Below are 26,079 nucleotides of genomic sequence, written 5' to 3'. Positions count from 1 at the left end.
AACCTAGAACGGCATTCCCATCAATTTCGACAGGCGCTCGATCGAGAGATAGCCGGCGTGGTAGGCGGCCATGCCGAGGCCGTAGATGATCGCCGAGATGATCGTGGTCCAGATCAGCTTGCGGCCCATCCGGGTCAGGATCGGGGCGCCGGGATCGGTGCCGGGCGCGCCGACGCCGTCCTCATGCTGGCTGCGCACGCCGAACGGCAGCGTCAGGAACAGCGCGATCCACCAGATGACGAAGTAGATCGCGATCGCGGTCGATATCTGGATGGCCATGGGGCGGCCTTATGCCTGCTCGATCTCGACCAGCGCGCCGGAAAAATCCTTGGGGTGCAGGAACAGCACCGGCTTGCCGTGGGCGCCGATCTTCGGCACGCCGTCGCCGAGCACCCGGGCCCCCTCCTTCACGAGCGTATCGCGCGAGGCGATGATGTCGACGACCTCGTAGCAGACATGGTGGATGCCGCCGTCAGCGTTGCGCTCAAGGAATTTTGCGATCGGCGAGGCTTCGCCGAGCGGCTCGATGAACTCGATCTTGGTGTTGGGGAGCGTCGCGAACACCGTGGTGACGCCATGCTCGGGCAGCGGAACGGCTTCCGAGATCTGCGCTCCGAATGCCGCGCCATAGATCTTCGCGGCCTTGACCGCGTCCCTGGTCGCGATCGCGACGTGGTTGAGGCGACCCAGCATGTTTCTTCTCCCTCAAGGCATGATCCGGAGACCACGCCCAATCTACACTGTCAGGACATGTACCAGACAGGGGGGCTTTTTGCCCCAATGTTCGTTGATCACGGCACGGACGGCGCGGCGCACCGATTCACCCAGCGCGTCCGGATCGCGCCGGCGCGCCCGCGGCAGGCCCTCGATGGTGGACATCACGGCGTCGAAGACGATGTCGTCAAAGGCCTCGCCGGCCCTGTTCTTCTCGGGAATGCCGACCAGATCGACCTCGGGATCGTCGGCGAGCTCGCCCTGCTCGGTCATGGCGATGGCGACGAAGGCGCAGCCGGAGAACGCCATGCGGCGTCGCTCGATCACGGCGCGGGACTTAGAGTCCTCCAGGATCGTGCCGTCCTTGTAGAGACGGCCCGACGGCACCTCACCGACCACGCCGGGATCGCCCGGGCCGAGCTTGACGAGGTCGCCATTGCGGACGACCAGCACGCGCGGCACGCCGGCGGCGCGCGCGAGCTTGGCGTGCTCGTTCAGGTGCAGGGCCTCGCCATGGACGGGGATCAGCAGCTGCGGCTTCACCCAGGAGATCATGTCGCGCAGCTCGTCGCGGCGCGGGTGGCCGGAGACGTGGACCAGATGGTCGCGGTCGGTGAGGACCTCGACGCCCTGGAGCACCAGATTGTTGATGATCGAGCCGACCGCCTTCTCGTTTCCCGGGATGGTGCGCGAGGAGAAGATCACGCTGTCGCCGCGGTTGAGCGTGATCTCGGGATGGTCGTCATTGGCGATGCGCGCCAGCGCGGCGCGCGGCTCGCCCTGGCTGCCGGTGCAGAGCGCCAGCACCTTGTCCTGCGGCAGATGCCCGTAGACCTCGGGCGAGCGGAAATTCTGCACGCCGTCGAGATAGCCGGTCTCGCGCGCGACCTGCACCACGCGCTCCATGGCGCGGCCGACCACGACGACCTCGCGGTCGGCGGCTTTCGCAGCATCGGCGACAGCCTTGATGCGGGCGACATTGGAGGCAAAGGTCGTCACCGCGACGCGGCCCTTGGCGGCTTTCACCAGGTCTATGATGGTCCGGGCGACCTCGGCTTCGGAAGGCGAGCGGCCGTCGCGCACGGCATTGGTGGAATCGCCGATCAAGGCGAGCACGCCCTCCTCACCGAGCTCCCGCAGCCGCTTCTCGTCGGTGGGACGTCCCAGCGTCGGGGTCGGGTCGATCTTCCAGTCGCCGGTATGCAGCACCGTGCCTGCCTCGGTGTGGATCGCCAGCGCGTGCGCTTCGGGAATGGAATGCGCGACGGGGATGAACTCGACGTTGAACGGGCCGACGTCGACGCGGCCGCCGGATGGGATCACGGTGACGGGGATCTCCGGCGCATTGCGCTCGGCGGCACATTTGGCCTCGAACAGCGCGGCGCTGAACTGCGTCGCGTAGATCGGGCATTTCAGCTTCGGCCAGAGGTCGATGATGGCGCCGAAATGGTCCTCGTGGGCATGGGTCAGCACCAGGCCCATCAGGTTCTTGCGTTCCTTCTCCAGGAAGCTGATGTCGGGCATGATCAGGTCGATGCCCGGCAGATGCTCCTCGTCGCCGAAGGAGACGCCGAGATCGACCGCCAGCCAGGCGCGCTGGTGGCGGTTGCCGAGGCCGTAGATCGACAGGTTCATGCCGATCTCGCCGACACCGCCGAGCGGCGCAAACACCAGTTCGTCGGGCCTCGCCATCACGCAGCCCCCACCGAGCGGACCGGGCCGAAGAACACCTCGCCTGCGGCCACCGGCACAAGGCGGCCCTCCGCGGTGCGCACGATCAGGCAGCCGGTGTCGTCGATGGTGTCAAAAATGCCTTCCAGCGTCATGGTTCCCGTGTGAATAGCGACGCGCTCGCCGAGGCCGGCGGCGCGCTCCAGCCACAGCTTACGGATTTCGGCAAAGCCGCGGCCATTGTCCCAAATGCCGCGGAACTCGACCCAGGCGTCGGACAGCGCCGAGAACAGCTCCTCCGCGCCAATCTGGACGCCGAGGGCGGCCAGCGACACCGCGGGCGTCGGCGTGCCCTCGGGCGCGGCGACGACATTGGTGCCCATGCCGGCGACGACCGCCAGCCGGTCGCCGATGGCCTCGGCCTCGAGCGCGATGCCGACCAGCTTCTTGCCGCCGGCGAGCACGTCGTTCGGCCATTTCAGGGCATAGCGGGGACGGCCCTCGCCGAGGCGCAAGGCGGCTTCCAGGCTGACCTTCTCCAGCGCCGCCTCCTGCGCCAGCCCGGCCGCGAACCCGAGGGTGGCGGCGACGGCCGGGGCGACGTCCATGACTTCGAGGATGCTGGCGGCGAGATTGCCCTTGGGTGCGATCCAGGCGCGCTGGCGGCGGCCGCGGCCGGCGGTCTGCTCATCCGTGACGAACCACATCGGGCCGCGTTCGCCGGCCCGCGCGTGCTCGATCGCATCGGTGTTGGTCGAGCCGGTCCGTTCGAAGGCCGCGAGCTTGTAGCCCGCGGACTGTGCGCGAGGACCGAGCGCGAATGCCATCCTAGAACAGCGACTTTGCCGCGGCGGAGGCGACGCTCACCACCGGACCCGCAAACAGCGCGAATAGCAGGTTGAATACCCCCGTGACCGCCATCACCGCCTTCACCTCGATCCGAACCGGATCGACCTGGCCGGCCGGCTCGTCGAAATACATCGTCTTGACGATCGAGAGATAGTAGTAGGCGCCGACGACGCTGGTCAGCACGCCGATGACGGCAAGCGTGAACAGATTGGCCTTGATGGCGGCGACGAAGACGTACCACTTGCCGAAGAAGCCGGCGAGCGGCGGCACGCCCGCAAGCGAGAACAGCAGCATCGCGAACAGGAAGGCGAGCATCGGATTGGTCCGCGACAGACCGGCGAAATCGCTGATCTGCTCCACCGCCTGGCCGTTGCGCTTCATGGCGAGGATGATCGAGAACGAGCCGAGCGTCATCGCGACATAGATCACGATGTACATCAGGACGCCCTGCGCGCCCTCCGGCGTGCCGGAGGCGAGACCGACCAGCGCGAAACCCATATGGCCGATTGAGGAATAGGCCATCAGGCGCTTGATGTTGGTCTGGCCGATCGCGGCGAAGGAGCCGAGCGCCATCGAGGCGATCGCCACGAACACCAGGATCTGTTGCCACTGCGAGACGATGCCCGGGAATGCGGTCAGCGTGACGCGGGTGAAGACAGCGAGCGCGGCCACCTTCGGCGCCGAAGCGAAGAAGGCGGTGACCGGGGTCGGCGCGCCCTCGTAGACGTCAGGCGTCCACATGTGGAACGGCACGGCCGAGACCTTGAAGCAGAGGCCGGCGAGCAGGAACACCAGGCCGAACACCAGGCCGACATTCGCCATCGTCGCGGCCTGGGCGATGCCGGTGAAGCTGACGGTGCCGGTGAAGCCATAGATCAGCGAAGCGCCATAGAGCAGCATGCCCGAGGACAGCGCGCCGAGCACGAAATACTTCAGGCCGGCTTCGGTCGACTTGGCATTGTCGCGGTTCGAGGCCGCCACGACGTAGAGCGCGAGCGACATCAGCTCGAGGCCGAGATAGAGCGAGATCAGGTCGCCGGCCGAGATCAGCACCATCATGCCGAGCGTCGAGAGCAGCACCAGGATGGCGTATTCGAAGATGCGGCGCGACGGATCGGACAGGAACTCGGCCGACAGGATCAGCGTCGCAGCCGAGCCGATCAGCGCCATGATCTTCATGAAGCGGGCGAAGTCGTCGACGATGAAGCTGCCGCCGAACGTCACCTGCTTGCCGGCAGGCTGCGCGTAGACGAGCACGCCGACCACGACGAGGAGCACGACCGCCAGCGAGGTGACCGCGCCGGTCGTCCCCTGCCCGCGATAGGCTCCCAGCATCAGAAGCGCCATCGCGCCGACCGCGAGCACGATCTCGGGCAGCACCGGCGCCAGTTGATAACCTGCAGTCTCAAAGCTCATGGCGATATCCTGACCTGCCCGATCACTGGAGCAGTGCGGCGGCCTTCACGGCCGTCACAGCGGTGTTGTAGTTGTTGACGAGTTGCTGGACCGAGGCGGCCGACATGTCGAGCACCGGCTTCGGATAGACGCCGAACAGGATCGTCAGCGCGATCATCGGGAACAGCGTCACGCATTCGCGCAAGGTGAGATCCTTCATGCTCATCAGCGACGGCTTCACCAGCGCGCCGAACACGACCTTGCGGTAGAGCCACAGCGCGTAGGCCGCCGACAGGATGACGCCGAAGGTGGCGAAGAACGCGGTCGGGATCGAGACCTTGAAGGTGCCGAGCAGCGTCATGAACTCGCCGACGAAGCCGCTCGTGCCGGGCAGACCGACATTGGCCATGGTGAAGACCATGAAGGTCATCGCGTAGAGCGGCATCCGGTTGACGAGGCCGCCATAGGCCGCGATCTCGCGGGTGTGCATGCGGTCGTAGACGATGCCGACGCAGAGGAACAGCGCGCCGGAGACGATGCCGTGCGAGATCATCTGGAACATGCCGCCGGCGACGCCCTGCATGGTGCCGGCGAAGATGCCCATGGTGACGAAGCCCATATGCGCGACCGAGGAGTACGCGATCAGCTTCTTCATGTCCTCCTGCATCAGCGCCACCAGCGAGGTGTAGATGATGGCGATGGCCGAGAGCGTGAAGATCAGCGGCGCGAAGTCGTGCGAGGCCAGCGGGAACATCGGCAGCGAGAAGCGCAGGAAGCCGTAGCCTCCCATCTTCAGCAGGATCGCGGCGAGGACCACCGAGCCCGCGGTCGGTGCCTCGACGTGCGCGTCGGGTAGCCAGGTGTGCACCGGCCACATCGGCATCTTCACCGCGAAGGAGGCGAAGAACGCCAGCCAGGCCCAGGTCTGCAACGACCGCGGCACGGCGGTGTGCATCAGGGTCGGAATATCAGTGGTGCCGCCGTTCCAGTACAGCGCCATGATGGCGAGCAGCATCAGGACCGAGCCGAGGAAGGTGTAGAGGAAGAACTTGAAGGAAGCGTAGACCCGGCGCGGACCGCCCCAAATGCCGATGATCAGGAACATCGGGATCAGGCCGCCCTCGAAGAACAGGTAGAACAGCACGAGATCGAGCGCCGAGAAGGTGCCGATCATCAGCGTTTCCAGGATCAGGAACGCCATCATGTATTCGCGGACGCGGCTCGTGATCGCCTTCCAGCTCGCGATGATGCAGAACGGCATCACGGCGGTGGTCAGGATCAGCAGCGGCAGCGAGATGCCGTCGACGCCCATGTGGTAGGTGATGCCGGTGGCGAGCCAGCTCGCCTTCTCGACGAACTGGAAGTCGGCGCTCGAGGGATCGAAGCGCAACACCAGGATCACCGACACCGCGAAGGTGATCAGCGTGGTCCAGAGCGCAATCCAGCGCGAGTTGCGCTTGGCCGCCTCGTCATCGCCGCGGCTGAGATAGACGATCAGCGCGCCGACCAGCGGCAGAAACGTCGTAACCGAAAGGATGGGCCAGGTTGTCATTTACTGGCCTCCAAAGCCGAACATGAACCAGGTGATCAGGCCGGCGGCACCGATCAGCATGGCGAACGCATAGTGATAGAGATAGCCGGTCTGGATCTTCACGACGTTGCGGGTGACGTCCAGCACGCGGGCGGAGACGCCGTCGGGACCGAGGCCGTCGATGATGAAGCCGTCGCCCTTCTTCCAGAGCTGGTAGCCGATCCACTTCGCCGGACGGACGAAGATGAGGTCGTAGAGCTCGTCGAAGTACCATTTGTTGAGCAGGAACTGGTACAGCATCGGCTGCTCTGCGGCGAGCCGAACGGGGATGTAGGGCCGGCGGATGTAGAACAGGTACGAGACGAGGAAGCCCAGCACCATCATCACCGTCGGCAGGAAGGCGATGGTCTCGGGGATGTGGTGCATCTCCTCGATGATGTGCGGGTTCATCTTGACGGACTCGCGGAAGAACTCCTCGACGCCGTGACCGGCGAACAGCTCCTTGAACGGGAAGCCCGCGACGATCGAGCCGACCGCGAGCACGCCGATCGGGATCAGAATCCAGAGCGGGGCCTCATGCGCGGCTTCGTAATGATGCTCGTCATGCGGCTCGCCGTGGAAGGTCTTGAAGATCAGGCGCCAGGAGTAGAACGAGGTCAGGCCGGCGGCGACGACCGTCATCAGGAAGCCGTACACCGCGAACGGATTGTGCGAGGCGTAGGCGGACTCGATGATCGCGTCCTTGGAGAAGTAGCCGGCGGTGAGCGGGAAGCCGGTCAGCGCCAGCGTGCCGACCACCATCACCGCGTAGGTGTAGGGGATCTTGCGCCAGAGGCCGCCCATGTTGCGGATGTCCTGCTCGTGGTGCATCGCGTAGATCACCGAGCCGGAGCCCAAGAACAACAGCGCCTTGAAGAAGGCGTGCGTGAACAGGTGGAACATGCCCACCGAATAGGCCCCTGCTCCCATCGCCACGAACATGTAGCCGAGCTGCGAACAGGTCGAGTAGGCGACGATGCGCTTGATGTCGTTCTGGACGAGGCCGATGGTCGCCGCGAAGAACGCGGTGGTGGCGCCAAAGAACATCACCACGGCTTGCGCGGTCGGGGCGAGCTCGAACAGCGGCGACAGGCGCGCCACCATGAACACGCCGGCGGTGACCATGGTCGCGGCGTGGATCAGCGCCGACACCGGGGTCGGGCCTTCCATCGCGTCCGGCAACCAGGTGTGCAGCAGGAACTGCGCCGACTTGCCCATCGCGCCCATGAACAGCAACAGGCAGGTCAGGGTCAGCGCATCAGCGTGCCAGCCGAGGAAGTTGATGGTCTTGCCGGTCAGGCTCGGCGCCTGGTGGAAGATCGTCTCGAAATCGGTCGAGGCGGTCAGATAGAAGATCGCGAAGATGCCGAGCGCAAAGCCGAAGTCGCCGACGCGGTTGACCACGAAGGCCTTGATCGCGGCCGCGTTCGCCGAGGGCTTCTGGTACCAGAAGCCGATCAGCAGGTAGCTGGCAAGACCCACGCCTTCCCAGCCGAAGAACAGCTGGACCAAATTGTCCGCGGTCACCAGCATCAGCATGGCGAAGGTGAACAGCGAGAGATAGCCGAAGAAGCGCGGCCGGTACGGGTCCTCGTCCATGTAGCCGATGGAATAGAGGTGCACGAGCGAGGACACGGTCGTCACCACCACCAGCATCACCGCGGTGAGCGTGTCGACCCGGAGCGTCCACCAGACCTGGAGGTCGCCCGAGAAGATGAAGGGCAGCAGCTGGATCCGGCCGTCGTGGTGCATGAAGCCGACATCGACCAGCGTCATCCAGGACAGCGCGGCCGCGACGAACAACAGTCCGGTGGTGATTAGCTCGGCAGCGCGCGAGCCCGCCGCCGCCGGCTCAACCGGGCCGTGGTCGTCGTGAGCGTGATCGTCGTGACCATGGTCGTCATGAGCAGCCGACGCATGCGCGTCGCCATGGCCGTGATCGCCGTGATGCTCGACCTCGTCACCCGAGGGGTTGCGGGCATGCGCGCCGACCAGGGAGATGAGCCCGGCCAGAATGGCGCCCAGCAGGGGCAGGAAAACGATTGCCTGAACCATTTGAGAGCTCAGCCCTTCATCAGATTGACGTCCTCAACCGCGATCGAGCCGCGGTTGCGGAAATAGACCACCAGGATGGCGAGACCGATCGCGGCTTCCGCCGCGGCCACAGTCAAGACCAGAAGCGCGAAGACCTGGCCGACGATGTCGCCGAGGAAGGTCGAGAACGCCACGAGGTTGATGTTGACCGAGAGCAGGATCAGCTCGATCGACATCAGGATGACGATGATGTTCTTGCGGTTCAGGAAGATGCCGAGGATCCCGAGCGTGAACAGGATCGCGCCGACGGCAAGATAGTGTCCGAGCCCGATCGTCATTTCACCCACTCCGCCGCATCGGCGTCCGAGAGCCCCTGCCCCGATGCCACCTTGCGCATCGCCATCGCCATTTCGGGCGTGCGTGCGTTCTGAACGTTGATGTCCTGCCGCTTCACGCTCGCCTTGTGGCGCAGCGTCAGCACGATGGCGCCGATCATGGCGACCAGCAGCACCATGCCCGCGAGCTGGAAATAGTGGATGTACTTCGTATAGAGCACGAGCCCGAGCGCCTCGGTGTTGGAGACGTTGGTCGGGATCGCCGCCGTGATCGTCTTGGAGACGCCGGGGTTGATGACCCAGAAGCCGACCGTGAGCAGCAGCTCGAACAGGAAGATGCCGCCGATCACGAGGCCGACCGGCAGGTACTGGATGAAGCCTTCGCGCAGCTCGAGGAAGTCGACGTCGAGCATCATGATGACGAACAGGAACAGCACCGCGACGGCGCCGACATAGACGACGATCAGGATCATCGCGAGGAATTCGGCGCCCATCAGCACGAACAGGCCGGAGGCGTTGACGAAGGCCAGGATCAGGTACAGCACGGAGTGCACGGGATTGCGCGAGACAATCACCATCACGGCCGAGGCGACGCAGACGCCGGCGAACAGATAGAAGAACAGCGCGGGAAGGATCATGCCCTCACCTCACCGGTACGGCGCGTCGAGCTCGATCGCTTTCGCGATCTCGCGTTCCCAGCGGTCGCCGTTGGCGAGCAGCTTGGCCTTGTCATAGAACAGTTCCTCGCGGGTCTCGGTCGCGAACTCGAAGTTCGGACCTTCGACGATGGCGTCGACCGGACAGGCCTCCTGGCAGAGGCCGCAATAGATGCACTTCACCATGTCGATGTCGTAGCGCACGGTGCGGCGGGTGCCGTCGTTGCGGCGCGGCCCGGCCTCGATGGTGATGGCCTGGGCAGGGCAGACCGCTTCGCAAAGCTTGCAGGCGATGCAGCGCTCTTCGCCGTTCGGATACCGGCGCAGCGCATGCTCACCGCGGAAGCGCGGCGAGATCGGCCCCTTCTCGAACGGATAGTTCAGCGTCGGCTTCGGCTGGAAGAAATAGCGCATGGCGAGGAAGAACGCCGAGACGAATTCCGACAGCAGAAGCGAGCGTGCAGTGGCGTTGATGTTGATACCCATGGCGGGGCCCTCACTTCGGCGCGATGCCGGCGAAGTGCAGCACACCGGCCACCACGATCACCATCGCCAGCGAGATCGGCAGGAACACCTTCCAGCCGAGACGCATCAGTTGATCGTAGCGGTAGCGCGGCACGATCGCCTTCGCCATCGCGAACAGGAAGAACATGAAGAACAGTTTCAGCGCGAACCAGATGATCCCCGGCACCCAGTTGAAGGGCGGCAGGTCGACCGGCGGCAGCCAGCCTCCGAGGAACAGGATGGTCGCCATCGCGCACATCGTGACGATCGCGACGTACTCGCCGAGCATGAACAGCAGGTACGGCGTCGAGCCGTATTCGACCATGAAGCCGGCGACGAGCTCGGATTCCGCCTCGACGAGGTCGAAGGGCGGACGGTTGGTTTCCGCCAGCGCCGAGACGTAGAACACCACGAACATCGGGAACAGCGGCCAGACGTACCAGTTCAGGATGGTGAGCTGGGGCAGCCCGATCAGGCTGGCAAGGCCGCGGGCGTGCTGGGCCTCGACCACGGCCGAGAGGTTCAGCGTGCCGGCGCAGAGCAGCACCGTGATGATGACAAAGCCGATCGAGACTTCATAGGACACCATCTGCGCCGCCGAGCGCAGCGCGGCGAGGAACGGATATTTCGAGTTCGACGACCAGCCGGCCATGATGATGCCGTAGATCGACAGCGACGAGATCGCGAAGATGAAGAGGATGCCGACATTGATGTCGGAGATCACCCAGCCGAGATTGGTCGGGATCACCGCCCAGGCCGCGAGCGCGAGCACGCACGACACCAGCGGCGCCAGCAGGAACACGCCCTTGTTGGCGCCGGCCGGGATGATCGGCTCCTTCAGCACGAACTTCAGAAGGTCCGCGAAGGATTGCAGCAGGCCCCAGGGGCCGACCACGTTCGGGCCGCGGCGGATCTGCACCGCCGCCCAGATCTTGCGGTCGGCGAGCAGGATGTAGGCGATCGCGACCAGGAGGACGACGAGCACCAGCACGCTCTCCGCGACCATGATGATCAGCGGCCAGAGGAAACCGGTCCAGAATGCGCTTTCAAAGAATTCCATCAGATCACGCTCACTCCGCTGCGGTCAGCATCTGCCCGGAGGCAAGCCGCGAGCATTCCGCCATCACGGCGGACGCACGCGCGATTGGGTTGGTCAAATAGAAGTCCTCGATCGCCGCCTTGAACGGCGCCTTCTCGGGCGAGCCGCCCTTCCCCGCCAGCTTCTTGATCTGGTCGGCGGAGCCGGCCTCGATCTGGTCGAGCCGGATCAGATGCGGCACCGCCTTGAAGATCGCCTGGCGCAGCGCCGGCAACGAGTCGTAGCCGAGCTTCTTGCCGAGCGCTTCCGACAGAGCACGGATAATCGCCCAGTCCTCGCGGGCTTCGCCCGGCGGGAACGCGGCGCGGCCCGTCATCTGCACGCGGCCCTCGGTGTTGACGTAGATCGCGGACTTCTCGGTGTAGGCGGCGGCCGGCAGGATCACGTCGGCGCGGTGCGCACCGCGATCGCCATGGGTGCCGATATAGACGACGAAGGTGCTATCAGGCGCCTTGATCTCGTCGGCCCCGAGCAGGAACAGCAAGTCCAGCGTGCCGAACGTCGTCATCTGCGCGGCGTTCAGGCCCCCCGCCGAGGCGGTGAAGCCGATATCGAGCGCGCCGACGCGCGAAGCGGTCTCGTGCAGCACGCCAAAGCCGTTCCAGCCGTCCTTCACCGCGCCGACGTCGAGCGCGAGCTTGGCGGCGGCGGCCAGAATGGCGGCGCCGTCGTGGCGCGAGGCCGCGCCCGCGCCGACCAGGATGATCGGGTTCTTGGCGTTCTTGAGCACGTCCATGAAGGAGTGCCTGCCCGCCGCGAGCTCACCGAGCGTGTCGGTGCCCGCGCCGAGATGGTCATAGTCATAGGTGAGATCGGCCTTGGCGCCGATCACGCCGACCTTGAAGCCGCCGGCGCGCCAGCGCTTGCGGATGCGGGCGTTGAATACCGCCGCCTCTTTGCGCGGATTGGCGCCGATGATCAGCAGCGCATCGGCGTGCTCGACGCCGGCGAGCGTCGGATTGAAGATGTACGAGCCGCGGCCGAGCGCGGGATCGAAGGCGTCGCCGCCCTGCACCGCCAGATTGCTCGAGCCGAACTTGGCGAGCAGGTCCTTCAGCGCAAACATCTCCTCGACGCCGGCGAGATCGCCGGCGATCGCGCCGATGCGCTTGCCGTCGGTGCGGCCCGCCTTGGAGGCGATCGCGGCGAAGGCTTCCTGCCAGCTCGCCGCGCGCAGCTTGCCGGCCTCGCGGATATAGGGCCGGTCGAGGCGCTGGGTGCGCAGGCCGTCGACGATGTGGCGGGTCTTGTCGGAGATCCACTCCTCGTTCACGGCCTCGTTGATGCGCGGCAGCACGCGCATCACCTCGCGGCCGCGGGTATCGACGCGGATCGCAGAGCCGAGGCCGTCCATGACGTCGATCGACTGGGTCTTGCCGAGCTCCCACGGGCGCGCCGCGAAGGCATAGGGCTTCGAGGTCAGCGCACCGACCGGGCAGATGTCGACAAGATTGCCCTGCAATTCCGACGTCAGCGCGTGCTCGAGATAGGTCGTGATCTCCATGTCCTCGCCGCGGCCAGTGGCGCCCATTTCGGGCGCGCCGGCGACTTCCGCCGAGAAGCGGACGCAGCGCGTGCACTGGATGCAGCGGTTCATCGAGGTCTTGACCAGCGCGCCGAGGTACTTGTCCTCGACCGCGCGCTTGTTCTCGGCGAAGCGGCTGGTGTCGACACCATAGCCCATCGCCTGGTCCTGAAGATCGCACTCGCCGCCCTGGTCACAGATCGGGCAGTCCAGCGGATGGTTGATGAGAAGGAATTCCATCACGCCTTCGCGTGCCTTCTTCACCATCGGCGAACGCGTGGAAATCTCCGGCGGCTCGCCCTTGGGACCCGGACGGCAGTCGCGCACGCCCCAGGCGCAGCTCGCGACCGGCTTCGGGCCGCCCTTCACCTCGACGAGGCACATCCGGCAATTGCCGGCGATCGACAGCCGCTCGTGATAGCAGAAGCGCGGAATCTCGGCGCCCGCCGCTTCGCACGCCTGGAGCAGCGTGTACTCAGCGGGGACATCGATCTCTTTGCCGTCGATGATGAGCTTGGTCATGTCTCTTACTCCGCCGCGACCATGTTCACGGGATCGCGGACGCCGATATCGTCGATGTCGGCCTTGTGCGAATACTGGTCGATGCGCGCTTCGATCTCATGACGGAAATGCGCGATCAGGCCCTGGATCGGCCAGGCGGCTGCGTCGCCGAGCGCGCAGATGGTGTGGCCTTCGACCTGCTTGGTCACTTCGAGCAGCATGTCGATCTCGCGCTTATGCGCGCGACCCTCGGCCATGCGGGTGAGCACGCGCCACATCCAGCCCGTGCCCTCGCGGCACGGCGTACACTGGCCGCAGCTCTCATGCTTGTAGAAGTACGAAATACGGGCGATGGCGCGGATCAGGTCTGTGGACTTGTCCATCACGATCACGGCCGCGGTGCCGAGGCCCGAGCGCAGCTTGCTCAAGCTGTCGAAATCCATCGGCGTGTCGATGATCTGCTCGGCCGGCACCATGCGCACCGACGAGCCGCCGGGGATCACGGCCTTGAGGTTGTCCCAGCCGCCGCGGATGCCGCCGCAATGCTTGTCGATCAGCTCACGGAACGGAATGCCCATGGCCTCTTCGACGTTGCAGGGCCGCTCGACATGGCCGGAGATGCAGAACAGTTTCGTGCCGACATTGTTCGGACGGCCGATGCCGGCGAACCAGGCCGCGCCACGGCGCAGGATGTCGGGCGCAACGGCGATCGACTCGACGTTGTTGACGGTGGTCGGGCAACCGAACAGGCCGACGTTCGCCGGGAACGGCGGCTTCAGGCGCGGCTGGCCCTTCTTGCCCTCGAGGCTTTCGAGCAGCGCGGTCTCCTCGCCGCAGATGTAGGCGCCGGCGCCGTGGGCGACATAGATGTCGAACGGCCAGCCGTTGACGTTGTCCTTGCCCACCAGCTTGGCGTCATAGGCCTGGTCGATCGCGGCCTGGAGATGCTCGCGCTCGCGGATGAACTCGCCGCGGACATAGATGTAGCAGGTGTGCGCGTTCATCGCGCAGCTCGCGATCAGGCAGCCCTCGATCAAGAGATGCGGATCGTGCCGCATGATCTCGCGATCCTTGCAGGTGCCGGGCTCGGACTCGTCGGCGTTGACGACGAGATAGCTCGGACGGCCGTCGGTCGATTCCTTCGGCATGAAGGACCACTTCAGACCGGTCGGGAAGCCGGCGCCGCCGCGGCCGCGGAGCCCTGAGGCCTTCATCTCGTTGATGATCCAGTCGCGGCCCTTGTCGATGATGTTCTTCGTGCCATCCCAGGCGCCGCGGCGCCGCGCGCCCTCGAGCCCCCAATCGTGGAGGCCGTAGAGGTTCTTGAAGATGCGATCCTTGTCCTCGAGCATTTCAGTGCTTTCCGATCAACGGTTGGCTTGCTTGTAGGCAAGCCCGGCGGCGCAGACGCCAAACGTCAGCGCCCAGAGCAGGCTGGATTCCAGCGACGCGTTCAGGCTGAAGCGTTGCAGGAGAAAGATGAAGGCGGCCGCCACGGCGGCATGCATTGCGATGAAGCCCCACTTCTTCATGGCACCGCTCCCCTCCACCGAAGGCTGCGAGAGACCACGCATCAGGTGATCTCCTTCAGCGTGGTCGGCCCGGTGATCGGCGCCGAGAACTGGCGGCCGTTCTGCGGGCCGGGCTTGGGCGGATTGCCCGACGCGAAGCCGTCGAGCACCTTGCCGAAGCTCTCCTTGGTCAGGTCCTCATAAGTGTCCTTGCCGATCAGCACCATCGGCGCGTTCACACAGGCGCCCAGGCACTCGACCTCTTCCCAGCTGAAATTGCCGTCCTTGGAGAGGTGGAAGGGCTCGTGATGGATGCGGTGCTCGCAGACGTGGATCAGATCCTCGGCGCCGCGCAGCCGGCACGGCGTGGTGCCGCAGACCTGGACGTGGGCCTTCTTGCCGACCGGGGCGAGCTGGAACATCGTGTAGAAGGTCGCGACTTCCAGCACGCGGATATAGGGCATGTCGAGCAGGTCGGCGACCGCGCGGATCGCGGCTTCCGACACCCAGCCTTCGTGCTGCTCCTGGACGCGCCAGAGGATCGCGATCACTGCAGAAGCCTGTCGGCCGGCCGGATATTTCGCGATCTGCTGCTTGGCGAATGCGAGGTTCTCCTCCGTGAACGCAAAGCTCGCGGGCTGGACTTCCTTCGGTGCTAATCGGCGAACGGACATCTCTTATCTCTCACTGCATACGGCGCGCGGTCTTGGCATTCAGGGTATCAATCCTATCCTGCCAGAACGCGCTTGCGGTGCCGAAAACGTTGTAGCCGACGTGGGTCGAGACCTTGATGCGGTCGAGGATCGACAGCTCGGTCACGGTCTCCAGACGGTTGCTGCGCGGATCGAACACGATCAGCTTCAGCGGGGTCTGTTCGAGGATGTAGCGCGACACCGCATGCGAGCGGTCGCTGCCGTGCTCCTCGCACATGATGACGCTGTCGGCCTCAAGCAACCGGGCGCCGCCCTTGATCGCCTCGATCTCGACGCCCTCGACGTCGAGCTTGATCAGGTATTTGCCGGTGCTCGCGACCTTGCCGTCATCGATCAGATTGTCGAGCGCGAGGACGGGCACTTCCTCGCCGCCATCAGACGGATCGCCGGCGATGCTGAAGGCTTCGTGCTTGGTGCCTGACAGACGCGCGGTGCCGCGCGTGGCGCCGATCGCGCACTTCATGGTCTCGAAGCGATCACCGTTGACGCGGGCGTTGTTGGCGAGTTTCGGATAGTTCTGCCCCGACGGCTCGATCGCGATCGCCTTGTGCGAACCGAACGGCTTGCTCGACACCAGCACCGACCAGTAGCCGTAGTTCGCGCCGCAATCGAGCAGCGTGTAGTCGACGTCGACGCTATCGGCGAACAGCAGCTCGAGCTCGTCCTCGTAGTTGTAGGAGCGGTTGAGCAGCTTGCTCCAATAGCCATCGCCGTAGGGAAACTCGAACACGGCGTCGGGATTGAGCCTGATCGCGATGTTGCGTTCCGGCAGCGTCTTTCGCAGCAGGTTGGCGCAGGCGATGTAGCCCATGTGCGAGAAGTGCGAGGAGATCTTCGATCCCGTCACCAGCGCCAAGGCAGCCGTCCGCTCCCACAGGTTGGCCCCTTCAAGGGCCCCCGAGGCTCGGTCAAACTGGATTGGCGCCTGCCCCATCACCGATCGACCTCTCCGAACACGATGTCGAGCGAGCCGAGAATCGCCGAGACGTCGGCGAGCAGGTGGCCGCGGCAGATGTGGTCCATGGCCTGCAGATGGGCAAAGCCCGGCGCGCGGATCTTGCACTTGTAGGGCTTGTTGGTTCCGTCGGAGACGAGATAAACGCCGAACTCACCCTTGGGCGCTTCGACGGCGGCATAGACTTCGCCGGCCGGCACGTGAACGCCCTCGGTGTAGAGCTTGAAGTGGTGGATCAGCGCTTCCATCGAGCGCTTCATCTCGCCGCGGCGCGGCGGCGCGACCTTATTGTCGGCGACGACGACGGGGCCCTTGCCATCCGGCGCGTTCAGCTTCTGGATGCACTGCCTCATGATGCGCACGGACTGGCGCATCTCTTCCATGCGGATCAGGTAGCGGTCGTAGCAGTCGCCGTTCTTGCCGATCGGAATGTCGAAATCCATCTCGGCGTAGCACTCATAGGGCTGCGACTTGCGCAGGTCCCAGGCCGCGCCCGAGCCGCGGACCATCACGCCCGAGAAACCCCACTCCCAGGCTTCCTTCAGCGGCACCACGCCGATGTCGACGTTGCGCTGCTTGAAGATGCGGTTGGCGGTCAGCAGGCGATCGAGGTCGTCGACCACTTTCAGGAACGGATCGCACCAGGCCTCGATGTCGTCGACCAGCTTCTGCGGCAAATCCTGATGCACGCCGCCGACGCGGAAGAAGGCCGCGTGCATGCGGCTGCCCGAGGCGCGCTCGTAGAACACCATCAGCTTCTCGCGCTCTTCAAAACCCCACAGCGGCGGGGTCAGGGCGCCGACGTCCATCGCCTGCGTGGTGACATTGAGAAGGTGCGAGAGGATACGGCCGATCTCGCAATAGAGCACGCGGATCAACTGGCCGCGGCGCGGCACCTCGATGCCGAGCAGCTTTTCGGCGGCGAGGCAGAAGGCGTGCTCCTGGTTCATCGGCGCGACGTAGTCGAGCCGGTCGAAATACGGAATCGCCTGGAGATAGGTCTTCTGCTCGATCAGCTTCTCGGTACCGCGGTGAAGCAGGCCGATATGGGGATCGACGCGGGCGACGATTTCGCCGTCAAGCTCCAGCACCAGACGCAACACACCGTGCGCCGCCGGATGCTGCGGTCCAAAGTTGATCGTAAAATTGCGAAGCTGTTCAGGTTGCTCGTTCATGATCAGGCCTTCGGTCCTGCCTTCTCGTCACCGGGAAGCGGATAGTCCGCCCCTTCCCATGGCGAGAGGAAATCGAACTTGCGGAATTCCTGGTTGAGCCGGACCGGCTCGTACACCACCCGCTTCTCCTGGTCGTCGTAGCGAACCTCGACGAAGCCGGTGAGCGGGAAATCCTTGCGCAGCGGATGGCCCTCGAAACCGTAATCGGTAAGCAGGCGGCGCATGTCGGGATGGCCGACGAAGAACACGCCGTAGAGATCGTAGGCCTCGCGCTCGAACCAGTCGGCGCCGGGGAATTCGTCGATCAGCGACGGAACCTGCGTGGTCTCGTCGGCGGCGACGCGGAGCCGGATCCGCGTGTTCAGGATCGGTGACAGGAAGTGATAGATCACGTCGAAGCGCTTTTCGCGCGAGGGATAGTCGACCGCCGTGATGTCGGTGATGTTGACGAAACGGCAGCTCGGATCGTCGCGGAGGTGCTTGACCACCTCGACGATCTTGCTGGCCTCGACATCAACCGTGAGCTGGTTGAAGGCCACCGTGTGACCGGTGGCGGCGCCCGGAAGCGCGCTAACGATCGTTTGCCCAAGGGCGTCGAGCTTGCCGTCGTCCATGACGTAAAACCTTAGCGTTCGATGGTGCCGGTGCGCCGGATCTTCTTCTGGAGCAGCAGCACGCCGTAGAGCAGCGCTTCCGCCGTGGGCGGGCAGCCCGGCACGTAGATGTCGATCGGCACGATGCGGTCGCAGCCGCGCACGACCGAGTAGGAATAGTGATAGTAGCCGCCGCCATTGGCGCAGGAGCCCATCGAGATGACGTAGCGCGGCTCCGGCATCTGGTCGTAGACCTTGCGCAGCGCCGGCGCCATCTTGTTGGTCAGCGTTCCCGCGACGATCATCACGTCGGACTGGCGCGGCGAGGCACGCGGGGCGAAGCCGAAGCGCTCGACGTCATAGCGCGGCATCGACACCTGCATCATCTCGACCGCGCAGCAGGCGAGACCGAAGGTCATCCACATCAGGGAGCCGGTGCGGGCCCAGGTGATGAGGTCGTCGGTCGCGGCCACGAAGAAGCCCTTGTCGGACAGCTCGTGATTGACCTCGAGGAAGAACGGATCATTGGCCCCGACCGGCTTGCCGGTCGACGGATCCAGGATGCCCTTGGGGGCCGGCGCGATGACCGGACCGGTGGACGTTGCAGGGTTCAATCCCATTCGAGTGCCCCTTTCTTCCATTCATAGGCGAACCCGACCGTCAGCACGGCGAGGAACACCACCATGGACCAGAAGCCGGTCGCGCCAAGCTTGCCGAACGCCACCGCCCAGGGAAACAGGAACGCCACCTCGAGGTCGAAGATGATGAAGAGGATGGCGACCAGATAGAAGCGGACGTCGAACTTCATGCGGGCGTCGTCGAAGGCGTTGAAACCGCACTCATACGCCGACAGCTTTTCCGGGTCCGGCTGCTGGAACGCGACGATGAAGGGCGCGATCAGCAGCACCAGGCCGATGAGGCCCGCTACCCCTATAAAAACGACGAGTGGAAGATAGTTCTGTAAGATGCCGCTCATTGACGAGCCCTTTTTCCCGCAGCCTCGGGACAGCCACGGATTCGTCCGATTTGGAATTATTCTGAGCCTTAGCGCAGTGCACCAATGGGCGCAAGACACGCTCTATTTAGGCCCTTTTGCCGCCCCCTGAACCGTGGAAACCCCGGAATCACCCCGCGGCTGGTATGGAGCAGATCGACCGCCCCAGCAAGGGTGATCCCGATCAGTTCACGCGCGCTCGGCGGTGACGTCCGCTGTTGGAGCGGCTCACTTTATTTAAGCCGCGGCGCAGCAAAATCCAGCCTACAACGAAGACAGGCGCCCCTACCGTCACCCAGGCGACATATTGGCCAGGCTCGCCCCAGAGCAGCGCGGCCAGGAGGCCGGTGGTGGTCGCGGCCGCGAGCAGGATAGGTGCAGCAAAGACACGTATCCACAGGCGCGATCGGTCAGAGGAGCCATGCATCACGACGGGACCGGGGCTCGTCTGGCGAATGCGTCGGACTTCGCAGACACGCGCTTGCGCCGGCGCGCCACCCAGAGATAGAGACCGCTGCCGATCACAACGATGGTGAGCAGGTCGAGCGCGGCCCAGATCACCTTCAGCGGCATCCCGCCATAATCGCCGAAATGCAGCGGCTGCGAGATCAGAAGCGCCTGGAGATAGAGCGGCAGCGCCCGGCTGTCGGCCACCTCCCCGGTCTCGCCATCGAGCAGCACCGGCTTGAGCAGCCGCGCCGTCAGCGCGGTGTCGCCGCGCATGAAGGCGGCGAAATGATGCGAGGAGGTGAAGGGCGTGCCCGGGAACGCGATGAAGGCGATCTCCATGCCGGGCGCTGTCTGTCTGGCGCGCGCAACGACGTCATCGAGCGAGGCTAGACGCGTCGGCGGCGGCTTGCCGGCATAGGGCGCGACCATGCTGGCGAGCTCGGTCGCCTTCCACTGGTTCAGCATCAGCTCGGCCCAGGTGTTGACGACGCCGGTCAAGCCCACCACCAGCGCCCAGGCGATCGTCACGACCCCGATCAGATTGTGCCAGTCGAGCCAGCGGACGCGGCGCGAGGCGCTGTCCCGAATGGTTGCAAAGCGCAGGCGGCGGGTGAACGGCCAGTACAGCACCACGCCGGAGACGATGGCGATCGCAAACAATAGGCCCATCCCGCCGAGGAACAGCTTGCCGGGCTGACCGGCAAACATGTCGGTGTGCAGCTTGAGCATGATCAGCATCGGCCCGACGCCGACCGGCCCGAGCAGTCTTGTCGAGACAGCATCGAAGGCGCGCACCGTCGTATTGTCAGGCAGCCCGTCGACGGCGCTGTTGGTGAAGGCGGTGACGATCCCGGGCTCGTCCTTGTCCCAGGAGATATATTGCAGCACGCGGCCGGGATCGGCGGCGAGCGCGGCGTCGGCGATGGCTTGCGTCGTCGCGCGCGCCGCGCCCGCATGAGCTTCGGGCTGGGGGGCATAGCCCAGGAGCTCATCGATCTCGTGATGGAAGATCAGCGGCAGGCCGGTCAGGCAGAGCAGCAGCAGGAACACGGTCGAGATCAGGCTGGTCCAAGTGTGGACCACGGACCAGAGCCTGACCGTGCGCGCCTTCACGCCGCCCTCCCCGCGCCTGCGCCTACCATTTGTAGGAGACGCTGGCGGTGACGCGCCGGCGGTCGCCGTAGAAGCAGGACGTCGCCGACGCGCAGCTCGCGACGTAGATCTTGTCGGTCAAGTTGATCACGTTGAGAGCCGTGCGCCAGTTCTGCCACTCGTAATGGAGTGCGAGGTCGCCGAGCACGACAGCGGGAACCTCGAGCGTGTTGGCGGCGTCGGCCCAGGAGGAGCCGACATAGCGAACGCCGCCACCGAAACCGAATCCCTCGAGCGGCCCATCCTTGAAGGTGTAGTCCGCCCAGCCCGAGACCAGCAGCTCCGGCGTGTTGGTCGGGGTCTTGCCGACCAGCGACGGGTCGAGATCCCTACTGGTGAACAGGTGATAGGCCGTGAAGGCACCGATCAGCTTCAGCTCCCTGGTGGCGTTGGCCACCGCTTCGAGCTCGATGCCGCGCGAAGTCACCTCGCCGGTCTGGTTCTGCAGCAGCGCATTCGTCGGATCGGTGGTCAGCGCGTTCTGGCGCTTCAGGTCGAAGAATGAGGCCGTGAAATAGCCGTCAAATCCCTTCGGTGCGACCTTGACGCCGATTTCAGCCTGCTTGCCGGTCTCCGGAAGCAGCAGCTGATTGCTCGCATTCAGACCGATGACGGGATTGTAGCTCGTCGCATAGGAGATATAGGGCGCGATACCGTTGTCGAAATTGTAGATCAATCCGGCGCGTCCGCTGAACCGGCTGTCGTCGCGTTGAGCGACGTTCGCGCCGGTGTCACGCGCGGCCTGCGTGGTCTCGACCCAATCGTTGCGGCCGCTGAGCACCAGCGTGAAGTTGCCGAGCTTCATCTGGTCCTGAACGTAGGTGCCGGCCTGCTTCTGCGTGATCAGGAAGTTGCGGAACGGTGCGCCGGTGATCGGAACGTTCACGCCATAAACCGGATTGAACACGTTGATCGACGGCACCGTGCCGAAGTTGAAGGCCTGATAGTCGTCGATCTGGTAGCCGCGCAAATCGACGCCGAACAGCATCGTGTGCTTCACGGGACCGGTGCCGAAGCGGTATTCCAGCTGGTTGTCGAGATTGCCCTGGTTGGCGGTGTCCTTCGCATACCAATTGTACCGGCCCATCGTGGCCGTGTTGATGTTGTCCCAGCCGTTGCCGACATAGCCGCGATAGGTCACGTCGACATGCGCAAAGCGGGCATTCTGGCGGAACGTGAGGTCGTCGGTGAGATTGCGCTCGAACTGATAGCCGAGCATTTCCTGCTCGCGCGTGAACTTGTCCACGCTGGGATCGCCGACGAAGAAGCTGGTCGGAATCTTGCCGAACGGCGCGTTTGTCACCGTGCCCTGATAGGGCAGGAAGTTGATGCCGCGCGTCTCCTGCCGCGAGGCCGAGGCCAGCACCGTGAACGTGGTGTCGGCATCCGGCTTCCAGGTGAAGGACGGCGCGATGAAATAATTGTTGTCGGGCGTGAAATTGACCTGTGTCGGGCCGTTCTGGACCTGGCCGACCACGCGGTAGAACAGCTTGCCATCCTGCGGCTGCGTCGCGACCGGCCCGCCGAAATCGAAGCCGACATAGGCGTTGCCGAAATTGTTGACGCCGGTCTCGACATAGCGGATCGGCTCGGCGGGCGGCATCTTGCTGATGACGTTGACGATGCCGCTCGGGCTCGATCCGCCGTAGAGCACCGCCGACGGGCCGCGCAGCACCTCGACCCGCTCCATGTTGGGCGTCTGCAGCTTCCAGCTCGCATAAGACGTGTAGAACAGCTGCATGCCGTCGAGGAACAGGCCGACGTCGTCCGACTTGAAGCCGCGGATCAGCCACCAGTCGTTGCGCGTGTCCGCGCCGAAAGTGCCGGCGCGTACGCCGGCGGTGTAGCGCAGGACCTCGTCCAGCTTGTTCGCCTTCTGGTCGCGGATCTGCTCGGCGCCGATGACCGAGACAGACTGCGGCGTCTCCATGATCGGCGTGTTGGTCTTGGTGCCCGACGAGCTGCGACGCGCGACATAGCCATGCACCGGGCCGTTCGGCGTCTCGACGGCGCCGACATTGCGCTGCGGCTGCGGACTGGTTCGATTGGCGGTCTGCACCGATCGCGCCGCACGGCGCTGGGGGGCCGCGGCCGCACGGCGGCGCTGTTCCGGTGCCGCAACGGTCACCGGCGGCAGGTTCTGCGCCCCACTCTGCGTGGACGATTGCGCAAGCGATGCCTGCGGTACCAAAACCCAAGCGGATGCGGTCGCCAACACGGCCGACCGCAGCATTCCAAGACTGTTCAACGCGCCACCCCGAAGCTGCATGTTTGATGCGTCATGCCGCCGATCCCCGCGCGGCATGCGCTTGCAGCGACGCTTATGTGAGCGCGCGCGAATTCCCTAATTGAAACGTTCTTAGAAGGAGTCCAATCCGGTTCCGGCGTTTCCGGATGTTTCCGCGCGCTCAGCGCGCTTCCTTTTCTGCTTCGAGCATCTTCTCGGCGGCGGCCGTGAGGCGATCGATCTGCGCCAGCAGCGTCTCGAGCTCGTTCGTGCTCAACTGTTCCAGCAATTGCCGATTGCGCTCCTGTGCGCCTTCGACGATCGCATCATGCGCGGCGAGGCCCGCCGCAGTCAGCGAGATCAGCACCTCGCGGCTGTCTTTCGGGTTTGCCGATTTCGCGATCAGCTTGCGCGACAACAGATTGGCGAGCGCGCGGCTGATCTGCCCCTTGTCCTGGCCGACAGCCTCGGCGAGACGCGCCACGCTCATCGGCGGACGGCGGCCGAGCGAGGCGACGAGACCGAACTCCACCGAGGACAATCCGGTGAGGCGCTTGTAGCGCAGGATGGCGCCGCGCTTGAGCAGGTTGGCGAGCACCATCAGCCGCGACGACAGCATCGCGGTGATCGGCGCCGCCGAGTGGCTTTCGTCCGCGTCGGACGACGCACCCCCGGCCCTGCTGAATGTCTCGCTCATGGTCCACCTCTGCCAAGAAAGCCAGGGCGTGCCAAGTCTCGGCTGAGCCTTGGTAGCGCAACCTCCCCAACCCGATCCGAATGCGATTAAGAAGCGTTCTGGAAGATCGTTGACATTGTCATCGAATTATCTTTCACTCGGTCAAAGACGAAGTTGAGACCCGGCCATCAAGGCCGCGGCGGGAGGACCAGCATGACCATCACCCAGCGGGATCGCGATCTCGGCACGGCCTATGCGATGAAGCCGGCGCAAACGCGCATCGAGCTCACCTCTGTCGTACGCGGCACCCCGATGGGCGAGCTTTTGCGCCGCTACTGGCATCCGGTCGGGCTGGTCGGTGACGCCACCGGCACGCCGAAGAAGGTGCGCGCGCTGGGCGAGGATCTCGTGCTGTTCCGCGACAAGCATGGCCGCGCCGGTCTCTTGCATGCCCGCTGCTGCCATCGCGGCACCACGCTCTACTACGGCAAGGTCGAGGAGGACGGCATCCGCTGCTGCTATCACGGCTGGAAGTTCGACACCGAAGGCCATTGCCTGGAGCAGCCCTGCGAGCCCGACGGCGGCCAGTTCAAGGACAAGGTGCGCCAGCCCTGGTATCCGGTCGAGGAGCGCTACGGGCTGATCTTCGCCTATATGGGCCCGGCCGAGAAACGCCCTGTGCTGCCGGCTTACGAGTGTCTGGAAAACATGGACGAGGGCGAAATGGTCGAGGCCGACGATTCCTCGATCGGTGGCGGCGGACCTGCCGTCATTCCCTGCAACTGGCTGCAGCATTTCGAGAACGTGGTCGATCCCTACCACGTGCCGGTGCTGCACGGCTCGTTCTCGGGGCCACAGTTCACCAACATGATGGCGTCCATTCCGGAGGTGAAGTTCGAGAAATCGCCGCGCGGCGTCCTCGTGCGCTCGGAGCGCAAGCAGGACGACGGCAAGATCTTCTACCGCGTCTCCGAGGCCGCGCTGCCGACGTTGCGCGTGGTGCCGAACCCGCGCGTCGCGCAGTTCGCTCGCGTCGAATCCATCGGCTGGGTGCTGCCGATCGACGACACCTCGTTCCGGATCTACGTCGCCGGACGCGTCAAGGCATCGGGCGAGATCGGCCGCATGCGCTCGAAATTCAACGGCAAATTCTGGTGGGACATGACCGAGGAAGAGCACCAGCAATTCCCCGGTGATTATGAAGCCCAGGTCGGCCAGGGCGAGGTCACGGTCCACTCCGAGGAGCATTTCGGCCAGAGCGACCGCGGCATCCTGATGATCCGCCGCATGCTGACCGAACAATTGGAGGCGATGGAAGCGGGCCGCGATCCGATCGGCGTCTCCTTCGATAAGAGCGCGCCGCAGGTGGAATTCGAAGCGGGGAATTACATCCGCGAAGGGTGACCAACCAGCTCCAACAAGGGCTGGACCGACAACGATAACAAAGACAGATTGGGGGAAGCGATGGTCGATGTGACGTCACAGGTGTCGGTGCAAACGGCCGCCGCGGCAAAGCCCTCGGCACGTCGCTATTACGTGCTCGGGCTGCTCACCATCATCTATGCGCTGAACTTCCTCGACCGCACGATCTTCAACGTCCTGATCGAGCCGATCAAGAAGGAGTTTGCCCTCAGCGACACCATGATGGGCCTGCTGGCCGGCTTCGGCTTCGCGCTGTTCTATTCCCTGCTCGGCATCCCCATCGCGCGGATCGCCGATCGGCTCAACCGGCGCAACATCGTCGCCGTCGCCTTCGCGTTCTGGAGCGCGATGACGGCGCTGTGCGGCGCGGCCACCAGCGTGACCTCGCTGGCGCTGGCCCGCATCGGCGTCGGCATCGGCGAATCCGCGGGCTCCCCTGCCTCGCAATCGATCGTTGCCGATCTCTTCGCCAAGAACGAGCTTCCGCGCGCGCTCGGCATCTACGCCATCGGCACCTATCTCGGCGTCTTCCTCGGTTATTTCGTCGGCGGCTACGTCAACCAGCACTATGGCTGGCGGATGGCGTTCTACGTCGCGGGCCTGCCCGGCATCTTGCTCGCCGCCATCCTGTGGCTGACGATCTCCGAGCCGAAGCGCGGCGCGATGCAGGAGAATTTTGTGCCCGAGCCGCTCGGGCCGACGCTGCGCTTCCTGGCCTCGCAGCGCAGCTTCATCATCGTGCTGATCGGCTTCTGCCTGACGACCTACACGAACTACGCCACCGCGGCCTGGATCCCGCCGTTCCTGGCGCGCGTGCATCATCTATCGAGCGCCGAGATCGGCACCTATGCCGGCACCTTCAAGGGCCTCGCCGGCATGGCCGGCACCCTGCTCGGCGGCTTCGTGGTGGCGCAAGTGAGCCGCCGCGACGACCGCTGGAAGCTGTGGGCGCCCGCGATCACCTCGGGCCTTGCCGGCCCCGTGTTCGCGCTGTGCATGCTGACGCAGGATTTTGCGATGATGGTCGCCATGCTGGCGCTGACCTCGTTCCTGGTCGGCTTCCATCTCGGACCGATCTTCGCGATCGCGCAGACGGTGGCGAAGCCCAGCATGCGGGCGCTGGCCTCAGCGCTGATCGCGCTCACCGCCACCTGCTTCGGCCAGGGCGTCGGCCCGCTCGCCGTCGGAATGGTCAATGACGCGCTGAAGGGCAGCTATGGCGCGGATGCCGTGCGCTATTCCCTGCTCTCGGCGGCGGTCACGACCACGCTCGGCGCGCTGCTGTTCATCTGGGCGGCGCGGAGCATCCGCACCGACATCGCACGGGCGAGCTGAACGCCTAAAGCGCGATGAGATCA

General features: G+C 64.9%; 25 protein-coding genes. 2 read left to right on the top strand and 23 right to left on the bottom strand.

What is annotated here, in order from left to right:
* Nucleotides 1–3: 3 nt before the first annotated feature.
* From BRAGE_RS0113410 to BRAGE_RS0113300, 23 genes are all read right to left on the bottom strand, one after another.
* Nucleotides 4–279, bottom strand: a complete 276-nt coding sequence (locus tag BRAGE_RS0113410) for a DUF1467 family protein (protein WP_027559474.1) — start codon at nt 277–279, stop codon at nt 4–6.
* A 9-nt stretch (nt 280–288) separates the two neighbouring features.
* Nucleotides 289–693 carry a methylmalonyl-CoA epimerase gene (gene mce, locus BRAGE_RS0113405; RefSeq protein WP_027559475.1) on the bottom strand — a complete coding sequence of 135 codons (405 nt, stop codon included), beginning with the start codon at nt 691–693 and terminating at the stop codon, nt 289–291.
* A 42-nt stretch (nt 694–735) separates the two neighbouring features.
* The gene (locus tag BRAGE_RS0113400) at nt 736–2,406 is read right to left on the bottom strand and encodes a ribonuclease J (RefSeq protein ID WP_027559476.1); all 1,671 of its coding nucleotides are present in this window, start codon (nt 2,404–2,406) and stop codon (nt 736–738) included.
* Nucleotides 2,406–3,212, bottom strand: coding sequence for a biotin--[acetyl-CoA-carboxylase] ligase (locus tag BRAGE_RS0113395; protein WP_027559477.1), 807 nt, complete (start codon nt 3,210–3,212; stop codon nt 2,406–2,408). The genes BRAGE_RS0113400 and BRAGE_RS0113395 overlap by 1 nt, the downstream gene beginning before the upstream one ends.
* A gap of 1 nt (nt 3,213) precedes the next feature.
* The gene (nuoN, locus tag BRAGE_RS0113390) at nt 3,214–4,650 is read right to left on the bottom strand and encodes an NADH-quinone oxidoreductase subunit NuoN (protein ID WP_027559478.1); all 1,437 of its coding nucleotides are present in this window, start codon (nt 4,648–4,650) and stop codon (nt 3,214–3,216) included.
* 22 nt (nt 4,651–4,672) lie between these two features.
* The gene (locus BRAGE_RS0113385) at nt 4,673–6,181 is read right to left on the bottom strand and encodes an NADH-quinone oxidoreductase subunit M (RefSeq protein ID WP_027559479.1); all 1,509 of its coding nucleotides are present in this window, start codon (nt 6,179–6,181) and stop codon (nt 4,673–4,675) included.
* A complete protein-coding gene (nuoL, locus tag BRAGE_RS0113380; RefSeq protein WP_027559480.1) occupies nt 6,182–8,254 on the bottom strand; it encodes an NADH-quinone oxidoreductase subunit L in 2,073 nt (690 codons plus the stop codon).
* An 8-nt stretch (nt 8,255–8,262) separates the two neighbouring features.
* Nucleotides 8,263–8,571 (bottom strand): NADH-quinone oxidoreductase subunit NuoK, encoded by a 309-nt coding sequence (gene nuoK / locus BRAGE_RS0113375; protein ID WP_008547737.1) that lies wholly within the window; start codon nt 8,569–8,571, stop codon nt 8,263–8,265.
* On the bottom strand, nt 8,568–9,206 hold the full coding sequence (locus BRAGE_RS0113370; RefSeq protein WP_027559481.1) for an NADH-quinone oxidoreductase subunit J: 639 nt from the start codon (nt 9,204–9,206) through the stop codon (nt 8,568–8,570). Before BRAGE_RS0113370 ends, nuoK begins: the two co-directional genes overlap by 4 nt.
* A 9-nt stretch (nt 9,207–9,215) precedes the next feature.
* Entirely contained in the window at nt 9,216–9,704 is a 489-nt protein-coding gene (gene nuoI / locus BRAGE_RS0113365) for an NADH-quinone oxidoreductase subunit NuoI (protein WP_026232873.1), read from the bottom strand.
* Nucleotides 9,705–9,720: 16 nt separating this feature from the next.
* Nucleotides 9,721–10,788 carry an NADH-quinone oxidoreductase subunit NuoH gene (gene nuoH / locus BRAGE_RS0113360; RefSeq protein ID WP_092213972.1) on the bottom strand — a complete coding sequence of 356 codons (1,068 nt, stop codon included), beginning with the start codon at nt 10,786–10,788 and terminating at the stop codon, nt 9,721–9,723.
* 10 nt (nt 10,789–10,798) lie between these two features.
* On the bottom strand, nt 10,799–12,874 hold the full coding sequence (gene nuoG, locus BRAGE_RS0113355; protein ID WP_027559483.1) for an NADH-quinone oxidoreductase subunit NuoG: 2,076 nt from the start codon (nt 12,872–12,874) through the stop codon (nt 10,799–10,801).
* A gap of 5 nt (nt 12,875–12,879) precedes the next feature.
* A complete protein-coding gene (gene nuoF / locus BRAGE_RS0113350; protein WP_027559484.1) occupies nt 12,880–14,205 on the bottom strand; it encodes an NADH-quinone oxidoreductase subunit NuoF in 1,326 nt (441 codons plus the stop codon).
* 15 nt (nt 14,206–14,220) lie between these two features.
* The gene (locus BRAGE_RS48530) at nt 14,221–14,427 is read right to left on the bottom strand and encodes a hypothetical protein (protein ID WP_027559485.1); all 207 of its coding nucleotides are present in this window, start codon (nt 14,425–14,427) and stop codon (nt 14,221–14,223) included.
* Nucleotides 14,427–15,038 (bottom strand): NADH-quinone oxidoreductase subunit NuoE, encoded by a 612-nt coding sequence (nuoE, locus tag BRAGE_RS0113340; RefSeq protein WP_027559486.1) that lies wholly within the window; start codon nt 15,036–15,038, stop codon nt 14,427–14,429. The genes BRAGE_RS48530 and nuoE overlap by 1 nt, the downstream gene beginning before the upstream one ends.
* A gap of 10 nt (nt 15,039–15,048) precedes the next feature.
* The gene (locus BRAGE_RS0113335; protein ID WP_027559487.1) at nt 15,049–16,011 is read right to left on the bottom strand and encodes an FkbM family methyltransferase; all 963 of its coding nucleotides are present in this window, start codon (nt 16,009–16,011) and stop codon (nt 15,049–15,051) included.
* The gene (locus BRAGE_RS0113330) at nt 16,011–17,207 is read right to left on the bottom strand and encodes an NADH-quinone oxidoreductase subunit D (protein WP_027559488.1); all 1,197 of its coding nucleotides are present in this window, start codon (nt 17,205–17,207) and stop codon (nt 16,011–16,013) included. Before BRAGE_RS0113330 ends, BRAGE_RS0113335 begins: the two co-directional genes overlap by 1 nt.
* Nucleotides 17,208–17,209: 2 nt before the next feature.
* Nucleotides 17,210–17,821 carry an NADH-quinone oxidoreductase subunit C gene (locus BRAGE_RS0113325; RefSeq protein WP_027559489.1) on the bottom strand — a complete coding sequence of 204 codons (612 nt, stop codon included), beginning with the start codon at nt 17,819–17,821 and terminating at the stop codon, nt 17,210–17,212.
* Between the two features lie 11 nt (nt 17,822–17,832).
* On the bottom strand, nt 17,833–18,420 hold the full coding sequence (locus BRAGE_RS0113320) for a NuoB/complex I 20 kDa subunit family protein (RefSeq protein WP_027559490.1): 588 nt from the start codon (nt 18,418–18,420) through the stop codon (nt 17,833–17,835).
* Nucleotides 18,411–18,776, bottom strand: a complete 366-nt coding sequence (locus BRAGE_RS0113315) for an NADH-quinone oxidoreductase subunit A (protein ID WP_008136158.1) — start codon at nt 18,774–18,776, stop codon at nt 18,411–18,413. The genes BRAGE_RS0113320 and BRAGE_RS0113315 overlap by 10 nt, the downstream gene beginning before the upstream one ends.
* Before the next feature lie 444 nt (nt 18,777–19,220).
* Entirely contained in the window at nt 19,221–20,357 is a 1,137-nt protein-coding gene (locus BRAGE_RS48525; protein WP_035729667.1) for a PepSY-associated TM helix domain-containing protein, read from the bottom strand.
* 22 nt (nt 20,358–20,379) lie between these two features.
* On the bottom strand, nt 20,380–22,629 hold the full coding sequence (locus BRAGE_RS0113305; RefSeq protein WP_027559491.1) for a TonB-dependent siderophore receptor: 2,250 nt from the start codon (nt 22,627–22,629) through the stop codon (nt 20,380–20,382).
* Nucleotides 22,630–22,804: 175 nt separating this feature from the next.
* Nucleotides 22,805–23,320, bottom strand: coding sequence for a MarR family winged helix-turn-helix transcriptional regulator (locus BRAGE_RS0113300; RefSeq protein WP_027559492.1), 516 nt, complete (start codon nt 23,318–23,320; stop codon nt 22,805–22,807).
* Between the two features lie 192 nt (nt 23,321–23,512).
* Between BRAGE_RS0113300 and BRAGE_RS0113295 the strand changes: the two genes are divergently transcribed.
* Together BRAGE_RS0113295 and BRAGE_RS0113290 are read left to right on the top strand one after the other, a co-directional pair.
* Nucleotides 23,513–24,703, top strand: a complete 1,191-nt coding sequence (locus tag BRAGE_RS0113295; RefSeq protein WP_027559493.1) for an aromatic ring-hydroxylating dioxygenase subunit alpha — start codon at nt 23,513–23,515, stop codon at nt 24,701–24,703.
* A gap of 60 nt (nt 24,704–24,763) precedes the next feature.
* Nucleotides 24,764–26,056, top strand: a complete 1,293-nt coding sequence (locus BRAGE_RS0113290; RefSeq protein ID WP_027559494.1) for a spinster family MFS transporter — start codon at nt 24,764–24,766, stop codon at nt 26,054–26,056.
* The last annotated feature ends 23 nt before the right edge of the window (nt 26,057–26,079 follow it).

Source organism: Bradyrhizobium genosp. SA-4 str. CB756 (genome assembly GCF_000473125.1).
GTDB classification, from domain to species: Bacteria; Pseudomonadota; Alphaproteobacteria; order Rhizobiales; family Xanthobacteraceae; genus Bradyrhizobium; species Bradyrhizobium arachidis.
The sequence above is the reverse complement of the archived record's forward strand: the minus strand, read 5'-3'. Positions and strand labels throughout refer to the sequence as shown.